This is a genomic window from Williamsia herbipolensis (genome assembly GCF_036153515.1).
Taxonomy (GTDB): domain Bacteria; phylum Actinomycetota; class Actinomycetes; order Mycobacteriales; family Mycobacteriaceae; genus Williamsia_A; species Williamsia_A herbipolensis.
Genome location: NZ_CP108021.1, coordinates 1,365,926 through 1,392,455, shown reverse-complemented (window position 1 = coordinate 1,392,455; position 26,530 = coordinate 1,365,926). Strand labels below are relative to the sequence as shown.

Here is a 26,530-nt window from a genome sequence, read left to right as displayed (position 1 = left end):
ATCCCCGACTGACCTATAGGTCAGAGGACCCGCACCACCGATCGACCCCGGATCAGCCCACTGTTCCGGGGTCGATCCGGTTGTGCAGCCAGGGCAGCGCCTCGGCGAACGACTGCGCGCCGAACGCCCATGTGTGCGGCCCGACGGAGTAGCGCTCGGAGGTGCTGATGCCCACCGACCGGGCGATGGCCGACAGTTCTCGCGCAGCCTCGGCCTGGCTCGAGACGATCGCGCCGTCCTTCTTGCTGCGGTGGCCCTCGGAGCGGAACCATCCGGCGACATCGGTGTAGCGACCGTGGGCGCGCATCACCGTGGCCGGGTCGAAGCGGTCCCAGGCCCGGCTGTCGCCGCCGTAGAGGGCCTTGATGGTGCTCTGTTTGTTGCCGACATTCGGACCGATGTCGCCGGAGATGTCGACGAACGTCGCGAACTTCTCGGGGTGGCGCACCACGAGATCGATCGCGCAGGTCCCGCCCATCGACCATCCGACGACCGCCCAGTTCCGCGCCGCCGAGGCCGCCCCGAAATGCGAGATGACATACGGGCGCACCTCGTCGGTGATGTGGGTGTCTACGTTGCCGCGCGGACCGTCGACACACTCGGTGTCGGTGGTGAGGTTCCCGCTCGGATCGACCAACACGAGGATCGGCGCCCGACCACCGTGGTCGCGGGCATAGGCATCGGAGATGGCGAGGGCGTCACCGCTGCGCACCCAGTCCTGCGGGGTGTTCACGACGCCGCCGATCATGATCACCGCGGGCAGGGCCGGGGGAGTCGCGCCGGTGAACCACGCCGGCGGCAGGTACACGTACTCGGTGCGGGGGTGGAACCGACTGATCGCACTCGGGGTGCGGATGGCGACCACCCGCCCGTTCTTCACCGTCTCCGGTCGATTCCGGAAGGTGACGAGCTTCGCGACAGTCGTCTCGTTCGGCAGCGGCTGCGCGGTGAGGCCGGCGACCGCGCGATCGAGGGTGGGGTAGTAGCCCGACCACTGATTGACCGACAGCGCCAGACAGAACACCGCCAGCACGATCGCGAACGCCATCGACACGTGCTGCCACCACCGACCCGATCGGACACCGACGATGGTCAGGATCACCACCGCCGACCCGACCACGGTCCACACCCAGAACAGGGTGGGCGCCGAATCCGGTGACAGGCCGCGCGCGTCGAGGATCACATAGACGATGACCGCGACCACCGCACCGACCGCAGCCGCGACGGGCACCCACAGCACACGCCACCGCCGAGTTCGCCAACCGATGGCGGCCAGGACCACCGCCACGGTCACGACCTCGACGACGGTCGGGAACCAGCCCGACAGCAGGTGGATCACGAGGCCCGAACTGTGCCCCGGTGGGGTGTACGACCACGCCAGCACGCTGGTCGGACCACCCGACACCGAACGGTCGGCGCCGACCGTGACCACAGAACTCACCTGATGATGATGCAACCGTCAGCTGCCCGGATGCTGTGAATCCGAGAAGGAAACGTGGTCATCGCCGGTGGGGCTGATCACACCGCGCGTCGTCGGTGACGGACACCCGCCTCGGAGTCCCGGTCGGGTGCCGCAGAAGCGTCAGCCGAGTGCCGCAGAAGCCTCAGTCGAGTGCCGCAGAAGCGTCAGTCGAGTGCCTCGGTGACGAAGTCGAGCGCGGTCCGCTGCCACCAGAGCAGGTGGTCGAGCATCGCGTGGCCGCCGTCGGGGACCGGGATGTACGTCGCGTCGATCCCTCGTTCGCGCAGCTCGGTGACGCCGCGTTCGGTGCGGTGGGGATAGGTGCGGGTGTCGGCGGTGCCGTGCATCGCGACCACCCGGACGCCGGCGTGGATGTGGCGCCAGTCGGCGAACTGCCACCACGGCGCCAGTGCGAGGAGCCCGTGGACGCGCTCGTCGGCGGCGAGCTGCGCGCCCACCCGGCCACCCATCGAGTGCCCGACGAGGTGCACGGGGACACCGGGGTGACGCTGCGTCATGCGGTCGAGCGCGGCACGTGCGTAGGGCATCGGACTGTCCTGTCGACCGTTCCAGCCGTAGACCCGATAGCGGACCTGATGGACCGCGACCCGCCGGCCGAACCGCGCGGCGATCGAGCCGGTGAACGGGTACATCCGCAGCGCCGACGGCGACCGCCACGACGACGGTGCGTAGCTGACATCGGTGCCTCCCGGCAGCACCAGAACGATCGCCTCCGGCGCCATCGCCGCCCCCCTCGTGTGCGCCCGACCGTGAACGATCACAACCATCCCCGGTTGTCGTTGGCCGGACAGTATCCGTGTGCCGACACTACCGAGTGGCGATCTTTGGCAGAATCCTCGCCAGCGCAGCTGTGTTCGCGCGCGGACGACGAGCGAAGGAACCAGACTCCCCATGGCGCACGAGCGGGCCGGCGCACCGGCACTCCCCGAAGATCTCGTCGACGTCAGCGCGCTCGAGGATGCCTACTACTCGACGATTCCCGACCCGGACGACCCGCTGCAGCAGGTCGTGTTCGGGACCTCCGGCCACCGCGGGTCGAGCTTCGACGCCGCCTTCACCGAATCGCACATCATCGCGACCACCGCGGCGATCGTCGACTACCGGCGCGGTGCGGGCATCGACGGGCCGCTGTTCATCGGGCTCGACACCCATGCCCTGTCGCGCCCGGCGTGGCGTACGGCCATCGAGGTCCTCGTCGCGGCCGGGGTGACGGTCATGGTCGACGACCTCGACCGCTACACCCCCACACCGGCGTTGAGCCACGCCATCATCGTGCACAACGCGGGCACCGGTCCGCGGGCCGACGGCATCGTGGTGACGCCGTCGCACAACCCGCCCCGCGACGGTGGGTTCAAGTACAACCCGCCCGACGGGGGGCCGGCCGACTCCACCATCACCTCCCGGATCGCTGCTCGGGCCAACGAGTTGCTGCGCTCGGGCGTCGACGCGGTGCCGCGTACCCCGTTCGAACGCGCGGTCGCCGGCGACCTGGTCGTGAAGTACCCGTACAGCACCACCTATGTCGACAACCTGAAGAAGGTCGTCGACATGGACGCGATCCGCTCGGCGGGGGTGCGGATCGGCGCCGACCCGCTCGGCGGTGCCTCGGTGGGCTACTGGGCCGAGATCGGCTTCATGTACAGCCTGGCCGAGCTGACCGTCGTCAACCCGACCGTCGACCCGCAGTTCGGGTTCATGACCCTCGACACCGACGGCAAGATCCGGATGGACTGCTCGTCACCGAACGCGATGGCCTCGCTCATCGCCGTCCGCGACACCTACGACATCGCCACCGGCAACGACGCCGACGCCGACCGGCACGGCATCGTCACCCCCGACGGCGGGTTGATGAACCCGAACCACTTCCTGGCCGTCGCCATCGACTACCTGTTCACCCACCGACCCGACTGGAGTTCCTCGGCCGCGGTCGGCAAGACCCTCGTGAGCTCGTCGATGATCGACCGCGTCGTCGCCTCGATCGGCCGCCGTCTCGTGGAGGTTCCCGTCGGGTTCAAGTGGTTCGTCCCCGGACTCATCTCCGGCGACATCGCGTTCGGCGGCGAGGAGAGCGCAGGCGCGTCGTTTTTGCAGCGCGACGGCGGTGTGTGGTCGACCGACAAGGACGGCATCATCATGGCGCTCCTGGCGTCGGAGATCCTGGCCGTGACGGGGAAGTCGCCGTCACAGCGGTACGCGGAGATGGTCGAGGAGTTCGGCAGCCCGTCCTACGCGCGGATCGACGCGCCGGCGAGCCGCGCGCAGAAGGCGGTGCTCGCCGGACTGTCGGCCTCACAGGTGTCGGCGACGTCGCTGGCCGGTGAACCGATCACCGCGATACTCACCGAGGCGCCCGGCAACGGCGCCGCGATCGGAGGGCTCAAGGTCGTCACCGAGAACGCATGGTTCGCCGCGCGACCGTCGGGCACCGAGGACCTGTACAAGATCTACGCCGAATCCTTCACCGGTCCCGACCATCTCGCCACCGTGCAGTCCGAGGCGCAGGCGCTCGTGGATTCGGTGCTGCAGGCCTGAGCGGTCCGCCGAGGGACCCCGCCGACTCGTGCCGATCGGTCGTCGACGAGGACTCAGATTCTTCTCAGTCGGCGTTGTCTATCGTGTGGGCATGAGCAAGCCCAACCGGCCGCCGGTCAAGCGGGGTCCCAGCTACAAGCCCAGCGCGACATCGAGCCGCAGCACGTACCTCCTGGTCGCGGTCGCGGTGGTCGTCATCGCCGTGGTCGTGATCGGCGGGGTCATCTGGAACAGCCAGCGCGACAAGGGCAGTGCCGATCAGAACGTGCTCGCTCAGAACGCGAGCCTCATCATCGGACGGGCCGACGCGCCACACACGATCGATGTGTTCGAGGACTTCCAGTGCCCGTACTGCAAGCAGTTCGAGGCGTCGTCGGGCCAGGCCATGGTCGACGCCGCGAACGCGGGAACCCTGCGGATCCGCTACCACCTGCTCACCTTCCTCAACCGCAACTCCGGCTCGGGTGACTACTCGTCGAGGGCGGCGGGAGCGGCGCTGTGTGTGGCGCGCGCAGGCGACCAGGACACGTTCCTGAAGTACCACACCAAGCTCTACGACGAGCAGCCCGCCGAGGGCGGTGACGACCCCGACAACGCCGCACTCGCACAGAAGGCGGCCGCGGTCGGTGCCTCGACACAGACCCAGCAGTGCATCGCGAACGGGTCTGCCGTCGCCGAGGCCGACACCTCGGCCCAACAGTCGCTCACACAGCTCAGCAAGGCCCTGGGCGGGCAGGCTGGTACACCGACGGTGCTCTCCGGTGGCCAGGCCGTCTCCGGCATCCTCGACGGTCCGCAGTGGGTGGCGCAGCTCGTCGGCGGCAAATCCCAGAGCTGAGCAGACCTGCGGTCGCGCCGGGGCGGGGATTTGGTCGCCCGACTCGCGGTGGTGTAATTTCTTCACGGACGCAACGGCGACGGAAACGGTGCGTGTACACAACTGAACACGGGGCTATGGCGCAGCTGGTAGCGCACCACACTGGCAGTGTGGGGGTCAGGGGTTCGAGTCCCCTTAGCTCCACTTCTCCGACTCTTTGTCGTCGGATTCACCCACTCGTACGCCGTGGTTCATCCGCGTGGCTCGTCGATGGGTTTCCTTTTTACTCCGCCCGGTCGGTCTCATCGTCTGTTGAGATTCCCGACGCGGTGCGCAGGTGCATTGTCGGACTGATCTGTGATCACCGACATCCACGCCGACGACAGCCACGCCACAAAAAGGCCATCCGGATCAGGAGATGATGCCGGATGGCCGATGTGTGCGCCGACGGCATTCGCCGACCGGTCGCGGTGTGCGGAGTCGCTCAGTGGGCGGCTTCGAAGGCCTCGACGACCTCGATGGGGATACGGCCCCGATTGCTGACCTCGTAGCCATTGCTGTTGGCCCAGTCGCGAATAGCCTGCGTCTGCTCCTTGGAACGTGCGGCGCCCCCGGTGGCGGTCGGACGCTTCAGTGCTCGCCGACCCGCGACCGAACGCGACACCTCTGCGTACTTCTCGAGGGAATCACGGAACTGCTGTGCGTGTTTGGGCGATGTGTCGAATTCGTACTGGCGACCGTCGAGTGACCACCGCACCGTTTCGAATTCGTCCAGAACCTTGCCGTCGATGTCGTCAATGAACTGAACTATCTGCTTCTTGGCCATGCTGGGGTGAATCCCTTCGAAGTTCTTCGGTCTGTCTTGGAAAAGATTAGATGACCACAATCATTTCGGCAATCAATTGCTTTTATCGCGCGTCGCCGATGTTCGAGATGTTGCTGGAGAAGTGTGCGACAACGGTCGGGAACAATTGATCTTTGTGCGTACGAATCGTACGAATCGGTGGGGAAAAGCTGGACCAATGATCAGTTCTTGCAAATAGTGCAGAGCGCCGCGGTGTGTCGCACGCGACTCTCCGATGATCGCGGCGCGCGCCGATCGTCGGCTATCGTGGTGAGGAAAGCTTCGCCCGTCACCGGGCGACTTGCGTCGTAGAACGCTTCTTCACCGCCGATTCTTCGGTGAGTCGATTCCTTCGTACGGCGAACGGACGCGCACACCTGCGTGTTCGCCACTGACTTCATGTGCGCACCAGCGCACCGTTGCGCCGCCGTGGAGTCCACTGCCCGAAAGGCATTTTGTGAGCAACACCGAATTCAGCACGCTCGGCGTGCCCGCCCCGATCGTCGCCGCTCTCGCGGCCGACGGGAAGACCACCGCGTTCCCGATCCAGGTCGACACCCTCCCGGACACCCTCGCCGGCCGCGACGTCCTCGGCCGCGGCAAGACCGGGTCCGGCAAGACCCTCGCGTTCTCGATCCCGCTCGTCGCCCGCATCGCGGCCGACGGCACCGGTGGCACCCGTCGTCGTGGCCGCCCGCGCGCCCTGGTGCTCGCGCCGACCCGTGAACTCGCCACCCAGATCTCGGCGGTCGTCGAGCCCCTCGCCGCCGTCTACGGGATGCGCGCCACCACGATCTTCGGCGGCATCAACCAGAAGCGCCAGGTCGATGCCCTCAACGGCGGCGTCGACATCGTCGTCGCCTGCCCGGGGCGCCTCGAGGATCTCCTCGAGCAGCGGCACCTCACCCTCGACGAGGTCGAGCTGACCGTCATCGACGAGGCCGACCACATGGCCGACCTCGGCTTCCTGCCCGCGGTCACCCGCATCCTGTCGAAGACGCCGTCGAACGGACAGCGTCTGCTGTTCTCGGCCACCCTCGACAACGGGGTCGACAAGCTCGTCAAGCGCTTCATGCACAACCAGGTGATGCACTCGGTCGACGAGGCGAACTCGCCCGTCGCGGCGATGACCCACCACGTGTTCGAGGTCGCCGACACCGGCGCCAAGAACGACCTCGTGGAGGTGCTCGCGTCGGGAACCGGTCGCCGGATCCTCTTCATGCGCACCAAGCACCAGGCCAAGAAGCTCGCGAAGAAGCTCACCAGCGCAGGCATCCCGGCCGTCGACCTGCACGGGAACCTCTCGCAGCCACAGCGCGACCGGAACCTCGCCGCGTTCGGTGAGGGTTCGGTGAAGGTGCTCGTCGCGACCGACGTCGCCGCCCGCGGTGTCCACGTCGACGACGTCGAGCTCGTCATCCACGTCGACCCGCCGGCCGAGCACAAGGCCTACCTGCACCGCTCGGGTCGTACCGCGCGCGCCGGCAACGCCGGTGACGTGGTCACCATCGCCCTGCCCGAGCAGCGCGCCGACCTGCGTCGCCTGCTCAAGCGGGCCGCGATCGACGTCGCCCCGAGTCGCGTCACCGCGTCGTCGGCCGCGGTCACCGACCTCGTGGGCGACATCGCCGAGCGCATCGCACCGACCCCCGAGCCGATCCGGACCCAGGTCGCGGCCGGTCGCGGTCCCCGTCAGGGCGGCGCGCCGCGCAACGGCGCCCGCGGTGGCTCCGGTCGTCGCGGTGGCGGCGGTGGCGGTTCCTCGGCCGGTGGCCGTGGCCGTCGGTCGGCCTCGTCGCACGGCGGCGGATCGGGCTCGCGTCGCCCCGATCACGCCCGTACCGCCTGATCGATCGCCCGCGAACAGATCGCATGACGAACGCCCGGCCCCGCGAGGGTCCGGGCGTTCGTCGTCTGTGTCGGCGGGTCGTCGCGCTCAGGCGCTCGACGACACTGCGCTCAGGCGCTCGACGACGCCGCGATCAGTGCGATCAACACGATGACGAGCACGATGATCGTCAACGCGATCGCGACCCACCCGAGCACACGACCGGCCACCGCCATGCCGCGGCCCTCCTGCGACCCCTGCGAGGCGTCGATCTCTGCGATCGCGATGTTGCCGAGGATGACCGCCGGGATGCCGACGAACAGCAGGCACGTGAGAAACGACGCGATGCCGCAGACGAGCGCGGCGATCGCCTTGCCGTTGGTCGTCGTCCCCATCGGTGCCCCATAGGGGGTCAGGTACGCCGGGGCGCCGCCACCGGCCTGTTGATACGGCGTTCCCGCGTACGGCCGGCCGTAGGGGGACTGCCCGTAGGCGGGGTTCGGTTGGCCGGCACCGGGGTTCTGCGGATAGCCGTAATTGGTCGGCGGAGGTGGCGGATATCCGTATCCGGTTTGCTCGGTCGTCTGCTCGTCGCGACCGGCGTCGGGCTGCTTGTCCAGCGACGGGCGATACGTCGCGTCGTCGGACCCGGGGTCGGAGGGCGGATATGTCATGTCGTCCTCCTCGGACGTCGTGGATGACCTGGTCTGGTGCCTGCGAGCATACGGCCGATGTCGTTTGTATCCTCGACCCTGTGAGCGCGCAGAGGAACCGGGCCGTCCCGGTGATCGTGGTCGCGGGATTCCTCGGCGCCGGCAAGACGACACTGCTCAACCATGTACTGCGGACCGCTGACGGTCGCCGAATCGGCGTGGTGGTCAACGACTTCGGGGCGGTGTCGATCGACGCCCTGTTGGTCGCCGGTGCCGTCGACGGCGCGGTCACTCTGGGCAACGGGTGTATCTGCTGCACCGTCGACGCCGATTCCCTCGAGACCGTGCTGGCCGGCCTGGTGGCGCCGTCGGCCGGACTCGACGCCGTCGTCATCGAGGCCAGTGGACTCGCCGAACCGACGACGCTCGTGCGGATGGTGGCCGCCGCCGCCGGCCCCCGGATCGCCTACGGCGGTCTGATCTATCTGGTCGATGCCGAACACGTCGAGCAGACGCGGGCCCGCCACCCCGAGGTCGACCGTCACATCGCGATCGCCGATCTCGTCCTGGTCAACAAGTCCGACCGTGTCGCGGCCGAGGTGCTCGCCGGCGTGAGGACCTCACTCCGGGAACTGAACCCCACGGCGGCATTCCACGTGACCGATCACGCCGCCGTCGACGCGGCCATGCTGTTCGACCCGGTCGAACGCGCTGCCGACACAGGCCCGCGACAGCTCGAGCTCGCCGACCTCCTCGACGACACCGCCCACGACCACGGGCACCTCCACGACGGCTACCAGTCCGTCGCGCTGACCGTCGACGACCCGCTCGATCCCCGTCGACTCGCGGCCTTCCTCGAGCGCCCGCCGGCCGGGACCTACCGGGTGAAGGGCGTGACGCACTTCGATGTCGCGGGCCACCGCGGCGCCTTCTCGGTCCACGCCGTCGGCGGCCACGTCACCGTGGCCGACATGCCCGCCGACCACCCGCGGTCGACCGACCTGATCGTCATCGGGTCCGGGCTCGACGTCGACGCGGTCCGCCGCGACCTCGCGACGGTGGTCCGCGGCGACGATCCGGTCGACCGGCAGTCGATGCTCGCCGTCACCCGCTACCGCGCACCACGCAGGCGGGCGTCGTGAGTTCCGCGGATGGGGAACTGGACCTCGAGCAGGCGATCCGCGACCTGCTCGACCGTCGCGCCGTCACGTCGTCGATCTGTCCGTCCGACGTCGCCCGCGCGGTGCGACCGGACGACTGGCGACCGCTGATGGAGCCGGTTCGGCAGGCCGCGACTCGGCTGATGGAGGCCGGCGAGGTCCAGATCACCCAGCGCGGTGAGGTCGTCGACCCGACGACCGCGCGCGGTCCGATCCGCATCCGCCGACCGCGCGACTGACGCCGATCCCTCGCCTCCGGCCAACGATCGTGCATCGTCTCGGTCACGTCCGGGCAACGAAAACCCGGTGTCGCCGAACGGGTGGGGGAGTAACTCTCGACTACTGGTTCACTGTTACTGATGTGGCACGTGTGACTCATACGTGCCGTCGGCAACCGTGATCGACGAGAGGAGCGCCGCAGTCGACCGTGTTCGAGTCGCTGCGCACCCGCCCATGATCTCTTCCCCCCGCCAGCTCACCCGCACCCGACGTTCGGCGATCGGTGCGGCCGCCGTGATGATCACCGCGAGCATGATCTGCGCACCGTCCATCGCGTCGGCGGCCCCGGCCACACCCGCCCCGGTGCCCTCGAGCCCGGCGCCGGCCCCGGCAGCACCCGCGCCCGAGAAGAAGGATGCACTCGCCGGCAAGACCGTCTTCCTCGACCCCGGACATCAGGGTTCGGCGGCCGGTCACGACCTGCGCAAGCAGGTCTCCGACGGACGCGGCGGCAAGAAGGACTGCCAGACCACCGGTGCGACCGGCGTGAACAAGGCCGCCGAGCACACCGTGAACTGGGACGTGGTGTCACTGGTGAAGGCGGGCCTCGAGAGCCAGGGCGCGAAGGTCGTGCTCAGTCGTCCCGATGACACCGGGTGGGGCGGCTGCGTCGACGAGCGCGCCGCCGCGGCGAACGCGTCGAAGGCCGACGTCGCGGTGAGCGTGCACGCCGATTCGACCTCCGCGGCCGCCGACCCGGCCAAGAAGGGCTTCCACATCATCGTGCCGCAGCTCCCGGTGCCCGACGCCACGGTCAGCGCCGTGCAGGCGACCACCGGTCGCGCCGCGGCGAACCTGATGCGCGACGCGTTCCTGAAGGCCGGCTTCCCCGGCGCCAACTACGCCGGTGTCGTCAACGGCATCCAGACCCGCGCCGACATCGCCGCGGTCAACCTCACGAAGGTCCCGGCGGTGTTCATCGAGATGGGCAACCTCTCGAACCCGCAGGAGGCCGACGCCCTGGCGGCGAAGTCGGGTCAGGTCAAGTACGCGGTGGCCATCATCGACGGCATCGTCAAGTACCTGCTGTCCACCCCGTCGGCCAACCGGTTGAGCCCGAGTCTCCCTCAGGGAAGCCAGAATCCGCCCTCCACCGGCGAGACGCCGGCCGCTCCGAATGCCAACGGCATCGATCTCAGCGGTTTGCAGGCGATCGTCCCGCTCATCGGTCAGCTCATCGACAGCAAGGACCCGACCGCGATCCTCACCCTGTTGCAGGGCCAGGGACAGGACGCGTCGTCGCAGATCCTGAAGTCGCTGCTGTCGGTGATCTACTCGATCTTCGGCGGCAAGCTCCCCTTCTGACGCCCATCGGTGCCGATAGGCTGGGCCCATGAGCGTCCGGGATCTGCTTGTCATGCGCACGCCCGTTCCGACCCTCGCCGGACGCGCGGTTCTCGTCACCGGTGCGGCGAGCGGGATCGGTAAGGCCACCGCGATCGCCGCGGCCGATGCCGGTGCGCGGATGGTGCTCACCGACATCGACGGGCCCCGCCTGGCCGATACGGTCTCCGAGATCACCGGACGCGGCGGACGTGTCCTGTTCTCGCAGTCCGGTGACGTCAGCGATCACGAGTGGGTGAGCGCGTTCGCCGCGGCGGTCGAGACCGACCACGGCACGATGGACGTGGTGATGAACATCGCCGGGGTCTCGGCGTGGGGGACGGTGGAGAATCTCCGCCACGAGACGTGGCGCAAGATGGTGGACATCAACCTGATGGGTCCCATCCACATCATCGAATGCTTTGTGCCGCAAATGGTCCGACGCGGATCCGGTGGTCATCTCGTCAACGTGTCGTCGGCTGCGGGCCTCATGGCGTTGCCGTGGCACGCCGCCTACAGCGCCAGCAAGTTCGGCATCCGTGGCGTCTCGGAGGTCCTGCGCTTCGACCTCCGCCGCCACGGGATCGGTGTCTCGCTGGTGTGTCCCGGAGCGGTGGCCACACCGCTGGTCGGCACCGTCGACATCGCCGGCGTCGACACCAGCGATCCCCGGATCGTGGCCGCCGTGCGTCGTTTCGAGAAGCGCGCGGTGACACCCGAGCGTGCGGCCGAGGCGATCATCGCCGGCGTCACCGGAAACCGATGGATGGTCTACACCTCGACCGACATCCGCCTCGGATACTGGCTGTCGCGAAAGTTCGCGTGGCCCTACGAGATCGGCATGCGGATCGCCAACGACCAGTTCGACAGACTCGCCCGCGTCACCGCGACGTCGGCGCCGCGGGGCGACCGGTCAGTGCGGCGCTGACCACCACGTGTCGAACGGTGTGACCGGGACGGTCCGCTTGTGGCGTGTGCGGACGAACAGTCCTTCGATGGTCTCGGCGACGTCGTCGGGCACGTCGTGGCCCTCGAGGTAGTCGTCGATCTGGGCGTAGGTCACGCCCAGCGCCTCCTCGTCGGGCAGGGCCGGGCGGTCGTCCTCGAGGTCGGCGGTCGGGACCTTCGCGGTCACCGAGTCCGGCGCTCCGAGGTGGCGCAGGATCTGCGCGCCCTGCCGCTTGCTCAGTCCCGTCAGGGGGGTGAGGTCGACACCACCGTCGCCGAACTTGGTGAAGAACCCGCTGACCGCCTCGGCGGCGTGGTCGGTGCCCACCACCAGCAGCGAGTCCTGCCCGGCGAGGGCGTACTGGGTCACCATGCGCACGCGCGCCTTGATGTTGCCGCGCACGAAGTCTCGCAACGGTTCGCCGAGGGCGTCGCCCGCGACCGAACCGATCGCGTCGGAGCCGGGTTTGATGTTGGTGACGACCGTGCGGTCGGGCTCGATGAACCGCAGGGCTATCTGTGCGTCGGATTCGTCGGCCTGCTCGCCGTAGGGCAGGCGGACCGCCACGAAGGTGGCCTCGCCACCGCCGGCGCGGATCTCCTCGACGGCCTGTTGGCACAGTTTTCCGGCCAGTGAACTGTCCTGTCCGCCACTGATTCCCAGCACGAAACCGGCTGCGCCGCTCGCTGCGAGGTATCCCGTGAGGAAATCGACGCGGCGCCTGATCTCGGCGTCGGGGTCGATCTCGGGGAGTACCTCGAGTTCGGCGATGATGGACTTCTGGAGAGGCCGCATCACTTCATGGTAACGAGTGTCGGCGTGGCACGCTGAGGTCGTGAACGCAGATCACCCGGCGTCGGTGCACACCAAGACCCGCCCCGACGCCCACCCGGACTTCTTCGCCGCCGAGGCCGCGGGACTGCGCTGGCTCGGGTCTGCCGGAGCGCCCGTGGTCGAGGTGATGGAGGTGGCGCGGGATCGGATCGTGCTGTCGCGCCTGTCGCAGGCGCGACCCGACCGCGACGCGGCGCAGCGGTTCGGCCGTGCACTGGCGGCGGTCCACGATGCGGGAGCGGTGTCGTTCGGAGCGAAGCCGGACGGTTTCGAGGGGCAGGTGTTCATCGGCAGCCGCCCGATGGCGTGCCGTCCCGCCCGATCGTGGGGTGAGTTCTACGCGACCCAACGGGTGGCCGATTTCCTCGACATCGCCGTCGAGGCGGGCAACCTCACCGCCGCCGACGAGCGGGACACGCGGGCGGCCTGCGAGCTCATCGCCTCGGGAGACCTCGACGACGACGAGACCCCGGCGCGTCTGCACGGCGACCTGTGGAACGGCAACGTCATGTGGACGCCCGACGGTGTCGTCATGATCGATCCGGCCGCGCACGGGGGTCATCGCGAGACCGATCTGGCGATGCTGTCGCTGTTCGGGTGCCCGCTGCTCGAGACGATCCTCGAGGGCTATCAGCAGGTGCATCCGCTGCGGGCGGGGTGGCGCGACCGGGTCGCGTTGCACCAGATGCACCCGCTCGCGGTCCATGCCGCCGGGCACGGGCCGGGTTACGGGCGTGCGCTGGGCGAGGCGGCGCGTGCGGTGCTCACGTCGTGAGCACGATCAGGGATTGACCCCGCGGTAGCGGGCGCGGGGGATCGGAGGCAGATCGCCGGGCCGTGGTGACTCGTCGCGGCTCGGCGGGGGGCGACGACGACCGGTACCGTCGCTGCGCGGCGGGACCTCGCGTTCGCTCCGGGGGACGGCCAGGTCGCGTTCTCCCCGCGGCGGCGGCCGACGGCGGGCCGCCTCGTCGTCACGGCGGCGGGCCGCCTCGTCGTCACGGCGGCGGGCCGCCTCATCATCGCGGCGGCGCGCGGAGGCGTCGTCGGTCGCGGGTCGTCGTGGTGCAGGTGAGTCCCACCGCGAGGCCGGTGTCGGGGCGACGTCGGTGCGGCGGTGACCGGCGAGGGGTGCCGGTGTCGACCGTCCACGTTCGGGCGGGGTGCGGTCGGGGCGGGAGGTGCGCTCGGCGCCCGGCCTGCGGTTGGTGACGCGCGTGGGTTCGTCGGCGATCCGCCGTGCGCGCGTCCGGTCCGGTTCGTCCGAGCGGGGTGCAGCGCCGCGGGCGCCGGGCCGACGGCTCGCGCGGGCGCCGGCTTCGGTCGTCGCGCCATCGCTCTTCGCGGTGGCGGCGGTTCGGGTCCGGGTGCGCGTGGTCGCCTTCGCCGCGTGGTGGCGGGCCGAACGCTTGGGGGTCGATTCCGTGCGGCCACGGGTCAACAGAGCCCGGCCGACTCCCAGCACGGCGACCGCGATGAAGGTCCAGGCCATCAGCGGGAAGGTCTTCGCGATGGGCAGCATGACGTTGAGGATCAGCTGCCGCAGGCCGGAACCGGAGTCGGCCTTGAGGAGGTAGAGGGTGATGAGCGCGACGCCGAAAGCGATCAGCGGGGGCTGCGAGATCGCGGTGAACAGCGAACGACGACGCACCGCGAGCACGGCGACGACGCAGCCGATGAAGTACAGGATCCGGTAGGTGGTGGAGAGTCCGTCGGTGTTCGATGCGTCGATGATCGCGCCCGCGACGGTCGGCACCAGGGCGATCAGGACCGCGCCCCACCAGGGCACACCGCGGACCGTCGGCAGTACCGATTGCTGTTCGGTGGGGATCCCCGAACGCGTCTGTTGGGCAGAGAACACAGGTAGACGGTACCGGGTGGATCGTCGATGACGGTTCCGGCCGACCCGCGTGGCGTGGCCGTTCGCGGCATGGGGCGCGGTGCGCGGTCAGCTCGCGTCGCTGCTGCGCACCGCCCGGATGGTCGCGTCGACGGCCGGGGTGGTGTGCGGTGCGTCGTCGCCCGCGCCGTAGAAGGCGTCGAGTTCGCCCAGTTTGCGTGCGGTGACCAGCACGCGAGATTCCATCGCACCGACGGTCGCGTTGAACGACTCGACCGCCTTCCCAATCGAGCCGCCGAGCCGGTCGAGGTGGCCGGTGAGGGTGCCCAGTCGGTGGTACAGCTCACGGCCGAGGGCGTGGATCTGCTCGGCGTCGCGGGCCATGGCGTCGTCGCGCCAGGTCAGCGCGACGGTCTTGAGCAGTGCGATGAGGCTCGACGGCGTCGCGATCACCACGTTGCGACCGAAGGCGTATTCGACGAGGTCCGGGTCCATCCGACAGGCGGCCTCCAGGATGGGGTCACCCGGGACGAACAGCACCACCATCTCGGGGGTGCGGGCCACCGCCCGCCAGTACTGCTTTCCCGCCAGGGCGGTGACATGGGCGCGCAGGGCCGCGGCGTGATCGGTGAGCAGGCGTCGCTCGCGGCTCACGTCGTCGGTGGCGACGGCGTCGAGATACGCCTGCAGGGGCACTTTCGCGTCGACGACGATGTCGCGGTCCGACGGCAGGTGCACCACGAGATCAGGGCGCAGTCCCGACTCGGTGGTGAACTGCGGCGAGAAATCGCAGTAGCGCGACATGCCCGACGCCTCGACGACCTTCTGCAGGTGCATCTCGCCCCACCGCCCGCGCAGCTGTGGCGTGTGCAGGGCATTGGCCAGTCGCTGCGTGTACGACCCCAACTGTGTCGACGCGGCCCGCACCCCGCTCACCTGCTCGCTCAGCCCGGCGAACGAGCTGATGCGGGAACGCTCGGTGCGTGCGAGCTCCTCGGCGAGACGGCCGAGGGTGTCGTGCAGGGGTCCGACGATGGACGCGACCTGCGTGCCGATCGCGCCGGACTGCCGGCGGGCGGCGTCCTCGCTCGCGGCGGCCAGCGCCTGCGAGAGGAGTGCGTGACTCTCGCGGATCGCCGCCGAGCGCGCCGCGTACACCCACCATCCGGCGGCGAACCCGATGACGATGCCGACGACGGCGGCGGCGACTGTGCTGACACTCATGTGTCACATGGTGCACAAGGGGTCCGACAGGGCCGGTCGACTCAGGCCGCGTCGACGCTCGCGTACTTCGCCTCGTGGGCGATGAGTGCCGCCTTGCGGTCGAGCCCGTAGCGGAATCCGCCGAGGGTGCCGTCGCGGCGTTGGACGCGATGACACGGCACGAAGAGCGCGGCGGCGTTGCGCGCGCAGGTGGCGGCCGCGGCCCGGTGGGCGGAGCCCTTGCCGGCGCGTTCGGCGAGCTCGGCGTAGGTCACCTGGCCGCCGGGCGCGACCTTGCGTAGTACGTCCCACGCGTGGGTCACGAACGGGCCCGACACCTGGCGGACCGGGATCTCGTCGATCGCGGCGAGGTCGCCCTCGTCGTACCTGAGGAGGGCGGTCGTGACGACGCCCAGGTCGTCGACGCGCATGAGTTCGTCGGGACGTAGCTCGGTGTTGATGAGCGCGAGCAGGTACTCAGGGTCCTCGGTCCAGCCCGAGGCGAGGACGGTGCCCGCGCGGACGATGGTGGTGAACGCGCCCGTGTTCAGGGTGGTGGTCGACCAGTGGGCGGTGGTCATGATGTCTCCTCGTGTGTCGTGGTTGTCGTACTCGGACGTTCGCCGTGCAGCAACGGTTCCGTCTCCCGGAGCGCGTCGTGCCACAGGTGCATCGACACGTATGACCGCCACGGCGACCATCGCCGCGCGTCGGTGAGATCGAGACCGAGATGGTCGGCCCTGCGTCGCAGGATGAGGTCGGTGTCGAGCAGGACGTCGGGATCACCGAGCACGCGCATCGCCACGTAGTCGGCGGTCCATCGTCCGATGCCGGGTAGGGCCATGAGGTGTTCGCGCATCTCGTCGGCCGCGACCCCGGTGTGCAGGGGGATCGCGTCCTCCGCGACCGCCTGGGCGACGGCGATGATCGACGCGACGCGTCGTTTCGGTCCGGTGAGCACGGTGTGGCCGTGTTCGGCGACGGCGGCGGGTGTGGGGAACAGGTGTGTCACCGGCGCGGTCCCGATGTCCGGGCCCAGGGGTTCACCGAGGGCGGCCACGAGTCGCCGACCGTGGGTGCGTGCGGCGGCGAGACTGATCTGTTGGCCGAGCATGGTGCGCATCAGGGTCTCGAATCCGTCGACCGCGCCGGGTACCCGGATGCCGGGGCGGCGTGCCACCAGCGGGGCGAGATCGGCGTCGCCGCTCAGGCTCTCGTCGACTGCGACGATGTCGGCGTCGAGGTCGAGCAACCGTCGCAAGCGGTGGACCGCGGTGCCGAGATCGCGGACGTCGACTCCGCTGATGTCGGCGCTCACGTGATCGGGGTGCATGGTCAGCGACGCGGTCGCCGCCCCCGCGGGCAGCGACAGCGACCGGTGGTAGGTGGTGCCGTCGAAGTGTTCGAGGCCCTCGATCACGTGGCCGGCGAGGAACCAGGTGAGCCATTCCGGTGAGAACGGCTGCCGCACGGACAGTTTGAGCCGCACGTTCAAGGCGGGGCGGTCGGTGTCGACTGTCGTGTCACGCGTGGCGGCGACGGTGCCCGCACGGCGGCGGCGCATCTCGCTGGGTGTGCTCGCGAAGACCTCGCGCACGGTGTCGTTGAACTGCCGTACGCTCGCGAACCCCGACGCGAAGGCGATGTCGGCCATCGGCATCGCGGTGCATTCGATGAGGATCCGCGCGTTCGTCGCCCGGTTGGCGCGGGCCAGGGCCAGCGGTCCGGCCCCGAGTTCCTCGGTGAGCACCCGGTTGAGCTGGCGCGGCGAGTAGCCCAGGGCCGCCGACAACCCGTCGACGCCGTCGCGGTCGACGAGCCCGTCGCCGATGAGCCGCATGGCCCGCGCGGCGAGGTCGCCGGAGAGGTTCCAGCGCGGCGATCCCGGTACCGCGTCGGGGAGACATCGACGGCAGGCGCGGAACCCTCCCTGCTGGGCCGCGGCGGCGGTGACCACGAAGTCGACGTTCTCGGCGCGCGGCGTGACGGCCGGACACGACGGACGGCAGTAGATACCGGTGGTGCGGACGGCGACGAAGAACTGACCGTCGAACCTGCTGTCGCGGGCCGACACCGCGCGATAGCAGCGTTCGAAGTCCAGATCGGGCGAGGTGGCCACCGCGGGTGTCATGACTCCACTGTGTCAGCCCGCCCGATCACCCACTGGCGGGTTTCGGACACGTGGGTCGCGGCCCGGTGGGGCGGGTCTGTCAGCAGCACCGCCCCTGGGGGTTCGCCTCCTGCTCGTCGTGCCGCATGCGCCAGTAGGCGCGTTCGGACAGCGCGGGCGTCTCCGGGTGCCGGGCGGTGTGGTGGGCGACGTAGCGGCGGTAGTCGTGATCGCCCATCACCGCGCCGATATACGACCACGCCGTGCGGACCGCCGCGGCGAACGTCGCCTGCCCGTTGCCCGCGGCTCGGTCTCCCCGTGTCGTCACCGCAACGACTCCGTGGGGTGGTCGTCGTGTGTCGGTGACGCGCGGTGTTCGGCCCACTCCTTCTCGATCGCCTTCTCGGTGGGGGTCGGGATCATGCCGCTGGGCGCGAACAGCTTCGAGGGGACCGGTTCGTCCTCGGTGGTCGGCAGTCCGCCGGCGCGGAACGCCTTGATGCACACCCACGCTCCGGCGAGCGCCACGATGATGACCAGCACCGCGAACACGATCGACAGAGTGCCCTGGATGAAGGTGTTGCGGATGACGGCATCCATCTGCTCCGGCGTCGTGGCCGTCTTGAACGACGTCGCGCCGGAGTCTTTCGCGTTCTGGAATGCGTCGTGGTTCGCCCAGTACCCGATCGCCGGGTTCGAGGAGAAGATCTTCTGGTACGACGCGGTCATGGTCACCGCGAGGTCCCAGACCAGGGGCAGGCCCGGGATCCAGGCCCACTTGAACAGGCCCTTCTTCACCACGACCACCAGCACCACGGTGAGGGCGACGGCGGCGAGCAGCTGATTGGCGATGCCGAACAGCGGGAACAGGGTGTTGATGCCACCGAGTGGATCGGTCACACCCATCAGCAGGATCGAACCCCAGCCGGCGACCACGATGAACGTGCACACCCACGCCCCGACCCGCCACGACGGGTCGGCGAACCGTTTGCCGCCCTTCACGTTCGACAGACCGTCGGAGAGCATGAACCGTGCGACGCGGGTACCTGCGTCGACCGTGGTGAGGATGAACAGTGCCTCGAACATGATCGCGAAGTGATACCAGAACGCCTTCAGCGACGACCCGCCGAACGCCTGCTGCAGCGTCTCCGACATACCCATCGCCAGCGTCGGCGCGCCACCGGTCCGGGAGATCAGCGACGGTTCCTCGACGCCGTCGGCGAACGCCTGCAGTTGTTCGGCCGAGGTCGGCGGCCCGGACAGCCCGAGCTTGGTGTTCGTGTACTGCGCTGCGGTCTCGGCGGTTCCACCGGTCACACCCTTGGGGGCGTTCATCGCGAAGTAGAGGTGCTGGTCGAGGATGCAGGCGGTGATCAGCGCCATGATGGCCACGAACGACTCGACGAGCATGCCGCCGTAGCCGATGATGCGCGCCTGGCTCTCCTTCTCCAGCAGCTTCGGGGTGGTACCGGAGGCGATCAGCGCGTGGAATCCCGACAGCGCGCCGCACGCGATGGTGATGAACAGGAACGGGAACAGCGAGCCCGCGAACGCGGGACCCTGACCGTTGGAGGCGAACTCACTGACCGCGGGTGCGTTCATCACCGGTCGGGCGATGAGGATCCCGACCGCGAGCAGCGCGATGGTGCCGACCTTCATGAACGTCGACAGGTAGTCGCGCGGTGCCAGCACGAGCCACACCGGCAGCACGGCCGCGGCGAATCCGTAGATGATGATCGCCCAGCTCAGGAAGACCGGCGAGAGCGTGAACCAGTCCTCGCCCCAACTGGTCTCGGCGACCCAGCCGCCGGAGACGATGGCGAGCATCAACAGGACGAACCCGATCGCGGAGACCTCGGAGATCCGGCCCGGTCGCAGGTAGCGCAGGTACACGCCCATGAACACCGCGATCGGCAGCGTCATCGCGAGCGAGAAGACGCCCCACGGGCTCTCGGCCAGTGCGTTGACGACGACGAGCCCGAGGACGGCGATCAGGATGATCATGATGACGAAGACCGCGACGATCGCTGCGATGCCGCCGACGTTGCCCAACTCGTCGCGCGCCATCTGGCCCAGGCTCCGGCCGCGACGCCGTGTGGAGATCGACAGCACCAGGTAGTCCTGCACGGCGCCGGCGAAGACGACGCCCACGATGATCCAGATCGTCCCCGGCAGATACCCCATCTGCGCGGCGAGCACGGGTCCCACGAGGGGGCCGGCGCCGGCGATGGCGGCGAAGTGGTGGCCGAAGAGGACCCGCCGATCGGTCGGCATGTAGTCCTTGGCGTTGTCGAGGATCTCCGCCGGTGTCGCGTGGTCATCGCGGGGTTTGATGACCTTGGTCTCGATCAGTCGCGCGTAGAAGCGGTAGGCGATGACGTAGGTGCACACCGCGGCGAGGACGAACCAGACGGCGTTGACACTCTCGCCGCGCACGATGGCGATCACCGCCCACGAGACGGCGCCGACGAGGCCGATGATCGCGAAGAGGATCCGCTTGCCGACGGTCATCGGGGAGCGGTCGACGATGGCGACCGGCGGGAGTGCGGGGTCGTTGGTGATGAGCTCTATGTCGGGGTGGTGCGGGCGTTCTCGGGTGGTTGTCACCGTGGGTCCTCTCCGATGTCGCAACCGATGCCGTGGGCATCGACGCGGGCCATTGTGTGGCGCGCGTCACTATACCGACGGCCCGGCGGGCGTCGACGAGGGCGGGCATTTCGGCCAGGCGACGCGAAATCGCGGACACCCACCGGCTGGGCATGTCATCCTCGTAACATGCGCGTAACACGGAAGAAGAGGGACGAGCGACCTCTCGCGGAGTTCCCGGGGTGGGGCCTGGAGATCATGATGGGTCTCTACGGCGAACAGCAGGTGCGCGACGCCCTCGCGGCCGAATGTGCCGACGATGCACCGCGACAGCCTGTCTCCGATGTGGCTACCGCGGCCGAACACGCGACGCAGGTCGGCTCGACGGAGGCGACCGAGTTCGAGGCGGTCACCTCGATGCTCGCGCGGGTGCGCCGACTGCGTCGTCGCTGACGCGTCAGCCGAGGCGCACGCGCAGCACCTTGTCCTGGTCGTCACCGTTGTCGGTGGTGATGAGCAGTGATCCGTCGGGCGCGGTGGTGATCGACCGCAGTCGCCCCTGCGAACCCTGCAGGAGGTCGACGCGCTCGGTGGTCGAGGTACCGGCGGCATCGAGACGCAGGAGCATCAGGCGCTGTGCCTTGAGGGTGGCCACCGCGATCATCCCGTTGTACTGCCGCCACGACGGGCCGAGGAACTCGAGGTCGGCGACGGCGAGCGTCGGATCTCCCGAGGACCACACCGCCGGAACCGATCCCGGGTGGCGCGTCTCGTCGGTCATGGGGACGTTCTCGTCATAGGAACCGCTGCCGGTGTTCGGATCCCACCCGTAGTTCGCCTGCGGGCGTTCCAGATTCAGCTCGTCGTCGATGGTCGGCCCGTGTTCGGTCGTATAGAGCCGATCGGTACCGGGCGCGAACGCGAGGCCCTGCGGGTTGCGGTGCCCGAGGCTGTGGACGGGTGTGCCGGGGAAGGTCCCCGATGCCGGTGTCCCGTCGGCGTTGATGTGGAGGACCTTGCCGCCGAGGCTCCGGAGATCCTGCGGGGCGGTGGGATCGGCGGTGTCACCGGTGGACACCCAGAGCGTGCCGTCGGGCGCGGGCAGGATGCGACATCCGCTGTGTCGCCCGGACGCGCCCAGCGGGATCCCGGGGAGGACGGTGCCGGTCTGTCGCATCGACGACCAGTCGGCCGCGGCGTTCCAGCGGACCACGCGGACGTCGCCGGCGTTGCTCGCCGCGCAGGTGTAGACGGTGCGTGAGGTGTCGAAGTCGGTGGCGAGCGTCAGCGCCATCAACCCGCCCTCGCCGCGTGCACGGACATCGGAGGTGTCGGCGGAGACCTCGGCGACACGACCGTCATTGTGTCGCACGACGATACGGCCACCGCGTTCGCCGGTGACGATGTTGCCGGCGCGGTCGATCGCGACATCCCAGGGATGGTCGAGCCCGGTCATGAGCTCGGTGACCCGCACCTGGCCGTCGACCACGGCGGTCGACGACCCGGCGGCGGGGGTGCCGTTCGAGGTCGACGACGAGGTGGGGTTCGCGTCGGAGCACGAGGCGAGGAGCAGGCCGGCGGACAGGGCCGCGACGGCGACGGGCAGAGCCCGGCGGGACTGGGTGGTCGGCTTTGTCCGATACGCGATCACCTCCTCGAAGGTACACGCGCGCGGCCGTCGACCGGGTGGCCGCGAACCGCGCCCGGGCGTCGAGCCCCGTCGTGTAGCGTCGGCTACGCAGCCGAGAACCCGCGCTGAGGACTGTCCGCGGACCGGCTCGCCCGGCGCAGCGATGTCTCGAAGTCGAACCGCATCCGTCGTGGAGGTGGCCCCTCATGGCCGACAAGAAATCCGAGAAGGACAACTCGTCGCTGAAAGACCCTGACCTGTACGAGGAATTGCGCGACGAGGGCAATTCCAAGGAGAAGGCCGCGCGCATCTCCAATGCGGCGGCGAAGCGCGGGCGCTCGGCCGTCGGGCATTCCGGCGGAACATCACCGGCCTACGACGAGTGGACCGTGGCGGAACTGCGCGACCGGGCCAAAGAGCTGGGCCTGCACAACTATTCGGACAAGAACAAGAGCGATCTCATCGATCTGCTCCGTTCGCACTAGAGGAGACAACACATGTCGAATGACCTGACCGGCAAGACGATCGCGTTCCTGGTGGCTCCCGAGGGCATCGAGCAGGTGGAGCTCACGCAGCCCTGGGAGGCGGTGAAGCAGGCCGGGGGCACCCCGAAGCTGGTGTCGACCGACCCGGGCACTGTGCAGGGGTTCAACCATCTCGACAAGGCCGACACCTTCGACGTCGACGCCACCGTCGGCGAGGTCGGCGCCGCCGATTTCGACGCCCTGGTGCTGCCAGGCGGCGTCGCCAACCCCGACTACCTGCGCACCGTGGAGTCCGCCGTCGCGTTCACCGCGAAGTTCTTCGATCTCGGCAAGCCCGTCGCGGCCATCTGCCATGCGCCGTGGACTCTCATCGAGGCCGGGGTCCTGGCCGGCCGGACGTTGACCTCGTGGCCGAGCCTGCAGACCGACATCCGCAACTCCGGCGCGACCTGGGTCGATCAGGAGGTCGTCGAGTGCACCGCGGGCCCCAACACCCTGGTCACCAGCCGCAACCCCGACGACCTGCCGGCGTTCTGTGAGCGTCTCACCGCGGTCGTCGCGGCGGGCTGACACCGATGGCCACCCGGATCGGGTTCAAGCTCATGGCCGAGACGTTCGATCCGAAGGAGATCGTCCGCCAGGCCGTGGCCGCCGAGCGCGCGGGTTTCGACTTCGTCGAGATCAGCGACCACTACCACCCCTGGCTCTACAGCCACAAGCATTCCGGGTTCGCCTGGTCGATGCTCGCGGCGATCGCCGTGCAGACCGAGACCCTCGGTCTCGCAACCGGTGTGACGTGCCCGTTCATCCGGTACCACCCGGCGATCATCGCGCAGGCCGCGGCGACCACGGCCCTGTTGTCCGACGGTCGCTTCACCCTCGGTCTCGGATCGGGTGAGCGTCTCAACGAACACGTCACCGGGGCCACCTGGCCCTCGGCGCACATCCGTCACGAGATGCTGCGCGAGGCGATCGAGGTGATCCGTCTGCTGTGGTCGGGCGGCTACCACACCTACCAGGGCACGCACATCACCCTCGACGACGCCCGCGTCTTCGACCTCCCCGACGAGTTGCCCGAGATCGTCGTGGCCGCCGGTGGCACCAACGCCGCCGAGATCGCCGGTCGTTCCGGTGACGGGCTGTTCACCACCGAGCCCGATGCCGACCTGATCGCCGCCTACCGCGACGCCGGGGGCACCGGAGCCCGCTACACCGAGGTCCCGATGTCGTGGGCCGACGACGTCGACACCGCCGTGGCCTCGGCCCACGAGAAGTTCCGGTTCGGCCTCACGGGGTGGAAGGTGCAGTCCGAGTTGCCGAATCCGATCAACTTCGAGGCGGCCACCTCGTTGGTGCGCCCCTCCGACGTCGCCGATGCCATGTCGTGTGGACCCGACATCGACGCCCACGTCGCGTCGGCGAAGGAGTTCGCCGACGCCGGGTTCGATCATCTGACCCTGCTCAACGCCGGGCCCGATGTCGACGCGTTCCTCGCCGTCTGCGAGTCCGACCTGATCGGGAAGATCCGGTCGGTGGCGGGCTGAGCGAGTCGGTGGCGCGTGGGGCGATATGTGACGATTGACCCATGCCGCATGGCGCAGAGGTAGGGGACCGTCCGACTCGGGGTTCGGTGTACGCGCGGCATCTCCGCTTCGCCGCCGTCGTGGGCGTGCAGATCGTGGCCGTCGCCGCGGCGCTGTGGCTGGTCGGATGGTCGATTGGCGAGCTGTGGGTGATCCTCCTGCCGGTGGTGCTGGCGATCATCGCCTGCACCGTTCTGTGGCCGCCGGTGCGGTGGTTGCGTTCCAAGGGCATCCCACCCGCGGGCGCGGCGCTGCTCGTGCTGCTGGTGGCCGCGCTCGTGATCGCCGGAGTGGTCGCCGCGATCGCCCCCTCCATCGTCGAGCAGACGACCGAACTGGGTGACCGCGCCACCGCCGGTGTGGTGCAGGTGCAGGACTGGCTGCAGGGCCCGCCACTGCGGATCAGCGACGACCAACTCGACACCGCGGTCAGCGCACTCACCGATCGGTTGCAGTCGAGCAGCGAGCAGATCGCCTCGGGGCTGTTCACTGGGGTCGGAGCGGTCACCTCCGCCCTGGTCGCCGTCTTCACGATGCTCGTGGTGATCTTCTTCCTGCTCAAGGACGGCCCGCGTTTCCTCCCGTGGCTGCGGCGATCGGTGGGCAACCCGGCCGCGCCGCATCTCGCAGAGATGCTGACCCGCGTCTGGAAGACCCTCGGCGGGTTCATCCGCACGCAGGCCCTGGTGAGCCTGGTCGACGCGTTCTTCATCGGGCTGGGGCTTGTCATCCTCGGGGTGCCGCTGGCCTACGCGCTGGCCGTCATCACCTTCATCGCCGGCTTCGTGCCGATCGTGGGCGCATTCGTCGCCGGCGGCCTGGCGGTGCTGATCGCGCTCGTCTCCAACGGGGTCGTCACCGCGCTGATCGTGTTGGCGATCATCCTCGCGGTGCAGCAACTCGAGGGCAACGTGCTCTCGCCGTGGCTGCAGTCGAAGTCGATGAACCTCCACGCCGTCATCGTGCTGCTGTCGGTGACGTTGGGCAGCACCCTGTTCGGTGTCATCGGTGCCTTTCTCGCGGTTCCCGTCGCCGCCTCGGCCGCGGTGATCATCCGGTACTACGGCGAGCAGGTGTCGTTGCGCACCGGCGAGACCGACCCCGGCGACGTGAAGGTTCTCGCCGACGACACCGCCATCGTCGACGCCGCGACCCCCGACCCCACCGATCGGGCAGATAACGGCGTCGATCGGGCAGATAACACCGTCGATCGGGCAGAAAAGCCTGCCGACGGTCCCGCGGAGTAGCCGCCGACGCCCACGGGTGTGAGCTGGGGGACCGGCGAAAACTAGACTGGACCCTCGTGAGCCTCACCCTTGGAATCGTCGGACTGCCCAACGTCGGCAAGTCAACCCTGTTCAATGCCCTGACCCGCAACGATGTGCTGGCCGCGAACTACCCGTTCGCCACCATCGAGCCGAACGTCGGGATGGTCGAACTGCCCGATTCCCGTCTGGGTCGCCTGGCCGAGATCCACTCCAGCGAGAAGATCCTTCCCGCGACGGTGTCGTTCGTCGACATCGCCGGCATCGTGAAGGGTGCATCCGAGGGTGAGGGGATGGGCAACCAGTTCCTCGCCAACATCCGCGAGGCCGAGGCCATCTGTCAGGTGGTGCGCGTGTTCGCCGACGACGACGTGGTCCACGTCGACGGGCGTGTCGACCCGCTCGCCGACATCGAGGTCATCGAGACCGAGCTGATCCTCGCCGACATGCAGACCCTCGAGAAGGCGATCCCGCGCCTGGAGAAGGACGCGCGCAAGGACAAGAGCCTCGCCGATTCGTTGGCCGCCGCGCAGAAGGCGCAGGAGCTGCTCAACAGCGGCAAGACGTTGTTCTCGCAGCAGAACTCGATCGATCTCGCCTCGCTGCGTGACCTGCACCTGATGACCACCAAGCCGTTCCTCTACGTCTTCAACGCCGACGAGTCGGTGCTCACCGACGACGCCAAGAAGGACGAACTGCGGGCCGCGGTCGCGCCGGCCGATGCGGTCTTCCTCGACGCCAAGGTCGAGAGCGAGCTGCTCGAGCTCGACGCCGAGGATGCACAGGAACTGCTGGACTCGATCGGCCAGACCGAGCCCGGCCTGCACTCGTTGGCCCGTGCCGGCTTCCACACCCTCGGCCTGCAGACCTACCTCACGGCGGGCCCGAAAGAGTCGCGCGCGTGGACGATCCACAAGGGCGACACCGCCCCCAAGGCCGCCGGCGTCATCCACACCGACTTCGAGAAGGGCTTCATCAAGGCCGAGATCGTGTCGTTCGACGACCTCGACGCCGCGGGCACCATGGCCGCCGCCAAGGCCGCGGGCAAGGTCCGCATGGAGGGCAAGGACTACGTCATGCACGACGGCGACGTCGTCGAGTTCCGCTTCAACGTCTGATCGATCGG

Annotated in this window: 26 protein-coding genes and 1 tRNA gene; 15 read left to right on the top strand and 12 right to left on the bottom strand. The window is 69.0% G+C overall.

Annotation, left to right across the window (positions count from 1 at the left end):
• Window positions 1–52: 52 nt before the first annotated feature.
• Window positions 53–1,441, bottom strand: a complete 1,389-nt coding sequence (locus tag OG579_RS06415) for an alpha/beta hydrolase (protein WP_328858501.1) — start codon at window positions 1,439–1,441, stop codon at window positions 53–55.
• A gap of 185 nt (window positions 1,442–1,626) precedes the next feature.
• The gene (locus OG579_RS06410) at window positions 1,627–2,205 is read right to left on the bottom strand and encodes an alpha/beta hydrolase (protein WP_052688937.1); all 579 of its coding nucleotides are present in this window, start codon (window positions 2,203–2,205) and stop codon (window positions 1,627–1,629) included.
• A gap of 169 nt (window positions 2,206–2,374) precedes the next feature.
• On the opposite strand from OG579_RS06410, the gene pgm reads away from it, so the two are divergent.
• From pgm to OG579_RS06395, 3 genes are all read left to right on the top strand, one after another.
• Entirely contained in the window at window positions 2,375–4,015 is a 1,641-nt protein-coding gene (gene pgm, locus OG579_RS06405; RefSeq protein ID WP_328858500.1) for a phosphoglucomutase (alpha-D-glucose-1,6-bisphosphate-dependent), read from the top strand.
• A 91-nt stretch (window positions 4,016–4,106) separates the two neighbouring features.
• Window positions 4,107–4,853 (top strand): DsbA family protein, encoded by a 747-nt coding sequence (locus OG579_RS06400; RefSeq protein ID WP_328858499.1) that lies wholly within the window; start codon window positions 4,107–4,109, stop codon window positions 4,851–4,853.
• A 110-nt stretch (window positions 4,854–4,963) separates the two neighbouring features.
• Window positions 4,964–5,036 (top strand) — tRNA-Ala (locus tag OG579_RS06395).
• A gap of 280 nt (window positions 5,037–5,316) precedes the next feature.
• Here the strand turns inward: OG579_RS06395 and OG579_RS06390 are convergent.
• Window positions 5,317–5,658, bottom strand: coding sequence for a histone-like nucleoid-structuring protein Lsr2 (locus OG579_RS06390; protein WP_045823520.1), 342 nt, complete (start codon window positions 5,656–5,658; stop codon window positions 5,317–5,319).
• A 475-nt stretch (window positions 5,659–6,133) separates the two neighbouring features.
• On the opposite strand from OG579_RS06390, the gene OG579_RS06385 reads away from it, so the two are divergent.
• A complete protein-coding gene (locus OG579_RS06385; protein ID WP_328858498.1) occupies window positions 6,134–7,525 on the top strand; it encodes a DEAD/DEAH box helicase in 1,392 nt (463 codons plus the stop codon).
• Between the two features lie 110 nt (window positions 7,526–7,635).
• Here OG579_RS06385 and OG579_RS06380 read toward each other — a convergent pair whose 3' ends face one another.
• On the bottom strand, window positions 7,636–8,178 hold the full coding sequence (locus tag OG579_RS06380) for a DUF4190 domain-containing protein (protein ID WP_328858497.1): 543 nt from the start codon (window positions 8,176–8,178) through the stop codon (window positions 7,636–7,638).
• 80 nt (window positions 8,179–8,258) lie between these two features.
• Here OG579_RS06380 and OG579_RS06375 point away from each other — a divergent pair, with 80 nt between their 5' ends.
• From OG579_RS06375 to OG579_RS06360, 4 genes are all read left to right on the top strand, one after another.
• Window positions 8,259–9,299, top strand: a complete 1,041-nt coding sequence (locus OG579_RS06375; RefSeq protein ID WP_328858496.1) for a CobW family GTP-binding protein — start codon at window positions 8,259–8,261, stop codon at window positions 9,297–9,299.
• On the top strand, window positions 9,296–9,556 hold the full coding sequence (locus OG579_RS06370) for a DUF3253 domain-containing protein (RefSeq protein ID WP_328858495.1): 261 nt from the start codon (window positions 9,296–9,298) through the stop codon (window positions 9,554–9,556). The genes OG579_RS06375 and OG579_RS06370 overlap by 4 nt, the downstream gene beginning before the upstream one ends.
• Before the next feature lie 214 nt (window positions 9,557–9,770).
• On the top strand, window positions 9,771–10,901 hold the full coding sequence (locus tag OG579_RS06365) for an N-acetylmuramoyl-L-alanine amidase (protein WP_328858494.1): 1,131 nt from the start codon (window positions 9,771–9,773) through the stop codon (window positions 10,899–10,901).
• 28 nt (window positions 10,902–10,929) lie between these two features.
• Window positions 10,930–11,847, top strand: a complete 918-nt coding sequence (locus OG579_RS06360) for an SDR family oxidoreductase (protein WP_328858493.1) — start codon at window positions 10,930–10,932, stop codon at window positions 11,845–11,847.
• On the opposite strand, the gene nadE is transcribed toward OG579_RS06360, so the two are convergent.
• Window positions 11,833–12,663, bottom strand: coding sequence for an ammonia-dependent NAD(+) synthetase (nadE, locus tag OG579_RS06355; protein ID WP_045823515.1), 831 nt, complete (start codon window positions 12,661–12,663; stop codon window positions 11,833–11,835). The genes OG579_RS06360 and nadE overlap by 15 nt on opposite strands.
• Before the next feature lie 40 nt (window positions 12,664–12,703).
• Here nadE and OG579_RS06350 point away from each other — a divergent pair, with 40 nt between their 5' ends.
• The gene (locus OG579_RS06350; RefSeq protein ID WP_328858492.1) at window positions 12,704–13,477 is read left to right on the top strand and encodes a fructosamine kinase family protein; all 774 of its coding nucleotides are present in this window, start codon (window positions 12,704–12,706) and stop codon (window positions 13,475–13,477) included.
• A gap of 6 nt (window positions 13,478–13,483) precedes the next feature.
• Here the strand turns inward: OG579_RS06350 and OG579_RS06345 are convergent, their stop codons facing one another.
• The 6 genes from OG579_RS06345 to OG579_RS06320 all read right to left on the bottom strand — a co-directional run bounded on the left by OG579_RS06345 (window position 13,484) and on the right by OG579_RS06320 (window position 20,462).
• On the bottom strand, window positions 13,484–14,563 hold the full coding sequence (locus OG579_RS06345) for a DUF6542 domain-containing protein (RefSeq protein ID WP_328858491.1): 1,080 nt from the start codon (window positions 14,561–14,563) through the stop codon (window positions 13,484–13,486).
• 87 nt (window positions 14,564–14,650) lie between these two features.
• A complete protein-coding gene (locus OG579_RS06340) occupies window positions 14,651–15,766 on the bottom strand; it encodes a DNA recombination protein RmuC (protein ID WP_045823514.1) in 1,116 nt (371 codons plus the stop codon).
• Between the two features lie 41 nt (window positions 15,767–15,807).
• Complete coding sequence (locus tag OG579_RS06335) at window positions 15,808–16,326, bottom strand: methylated-DNA--[protein]-cysteine S-methyltransferase (RefSeq protein ID WP_328858490.1); 519 nt, start codon at window positions 16,324–16,326, stop codon at window positions 15,808–15,810.
• Window positions 16,323–17,876 carry an AlkA N-terminal domain-containing protein gene (locus tag OG579_RS06330; protein WP_328858489.1) on the bottom strand — a complete coding sequence of 518 codons (1,554 nt, stop codon included), beginning with the start codon at window positions 17,874–17,876 and terminating at the stop codon, window positions 16,323–16,325. The genes OG579_RS06335 and OG579_RS06330 overlap by 4 nt, the downstream gene beginning before the upstream one ends.
• 79 nt (window positions 17,877–17,955) lie before the next feature.
• Window positions 17,956–18,183, bottom strand: a complete 228-nt coding sequence (locus OG579_RS06325) for a YbdD/YjiX family protein (RefSeq protein WP_328858488.1) — start codon at window positions 18,181–18,183, stop codon at window positions 17,956–17,958.
• Entirely contained in the window at window positions 18,180–20,462 is a 2,283-nt protein-coding gene (locus OG579_RS06320; RefSeq protein WP_328858487.1) for a carbon starvation CstA family protein, read from the bottom strand. The genes OG579_RS06325 and OG579_RS06320 overlap by 4 nt, the downstream gene beginning before the upstream one ends.
• Before the next feature lie 168 nt (window positions 20,463–20,630).
• On the opposite strand from OG579_RS06320, the gene OG579_RS06315 reads away from it, so the two are divergent.
• On the top strand, window positions 20,631–20,894 hold the full coding sequence (locus OG579_RS06315) for a hypothetical protein (RefSeq protein WP_328858486.1): 264 nt from the start codon (window positions 20,631–20,633) through the stop codon (window positions 20,892–20,894).
• Window positions 20,895–20,898: 4 nt separating this feature from the next.
• On the opposite strand, the gene OG579_RS06310 is transcribed toward OG579_RS06315, so the two are convergent.
• Entirely contained in the window at window positions 20,899–22,092 is a 1,194-nt protein-coding gene (locus OG579_RS06310) for a PQQ-dependent sugar dehydrogenase (RefSeq protein ID WP_238981310.1), read from the bottom strand.
• A gap of 185 nt (window positions 22,093–22,277) precedes the next feature.
• On the opposite strand from OG579_RS06310, the gene OG579_RS06305 reads away from it, so the two are divergent.
• The 5 genes from OG579_RS06305 to ychF are packed head-to-tail and all read left to right on the top strand — an operon-like array spanning window position 22,278 to window position 26,522.
• Entirely contained in the window at window positions 22,278–22,556 is a 279-nt protein-coding gene (locus OG579_RS06305; RefSeq protein WP_328858485.1) for a DUF7218 family protein, read from the top strand.
• A gap of 12 nt (window positions 22,557–22,568) precedes the next feature.
• Window positions 22,569–23,126 carry a type 1 glutamine amidotransferase domain-containing protein gene (locus OG579_RS06300; RefSeq protein ID WP_328858484.1) on the top strand — a complete coding sequence of 186 codons (558 nt, stop codon included), beginning with the start codon at window positions 22,569–22,571 and terminating at the stop codon, window positions 23,124–23,126.
• A 5-nt stretch (window positions 23,127–23,131) separates the two neighbouring features.
• Entirely contained in the window at window positions 23,132–24,100 is a 969-nt protein-coding gene (locus OG579_RS06295) for a TIGR03557 family F420-dependent LLM class oxidoreductase (protein WP_328858483.1), read from the top strand.
• Window positions 24,101–24,141: 41 nt separating this feature from the next.
• Entirely contained in the window at window positions 24,142–25,386 is a 1,245-nt protein-coding gene (locus OG579_RS06290) for an AI-2E family transporter (protein ID WP_328858482.1), read from the top strand.
• Between the two features lie 56 nt (window positions 25,387–25,442).
• Window positions 25,443–26,522, top strand: coding sequence for a redox-regulated ATPase YchF (ychF, locus tag OG579_RS06285; protein ID WP_328858481.1), 1,080 nt, complete (start codon window positions 25,443–25,445; stop codon window positions 26,520–26,522).
• Window positions 26,523–26,530: the final 8 nt, after the last annotated feature.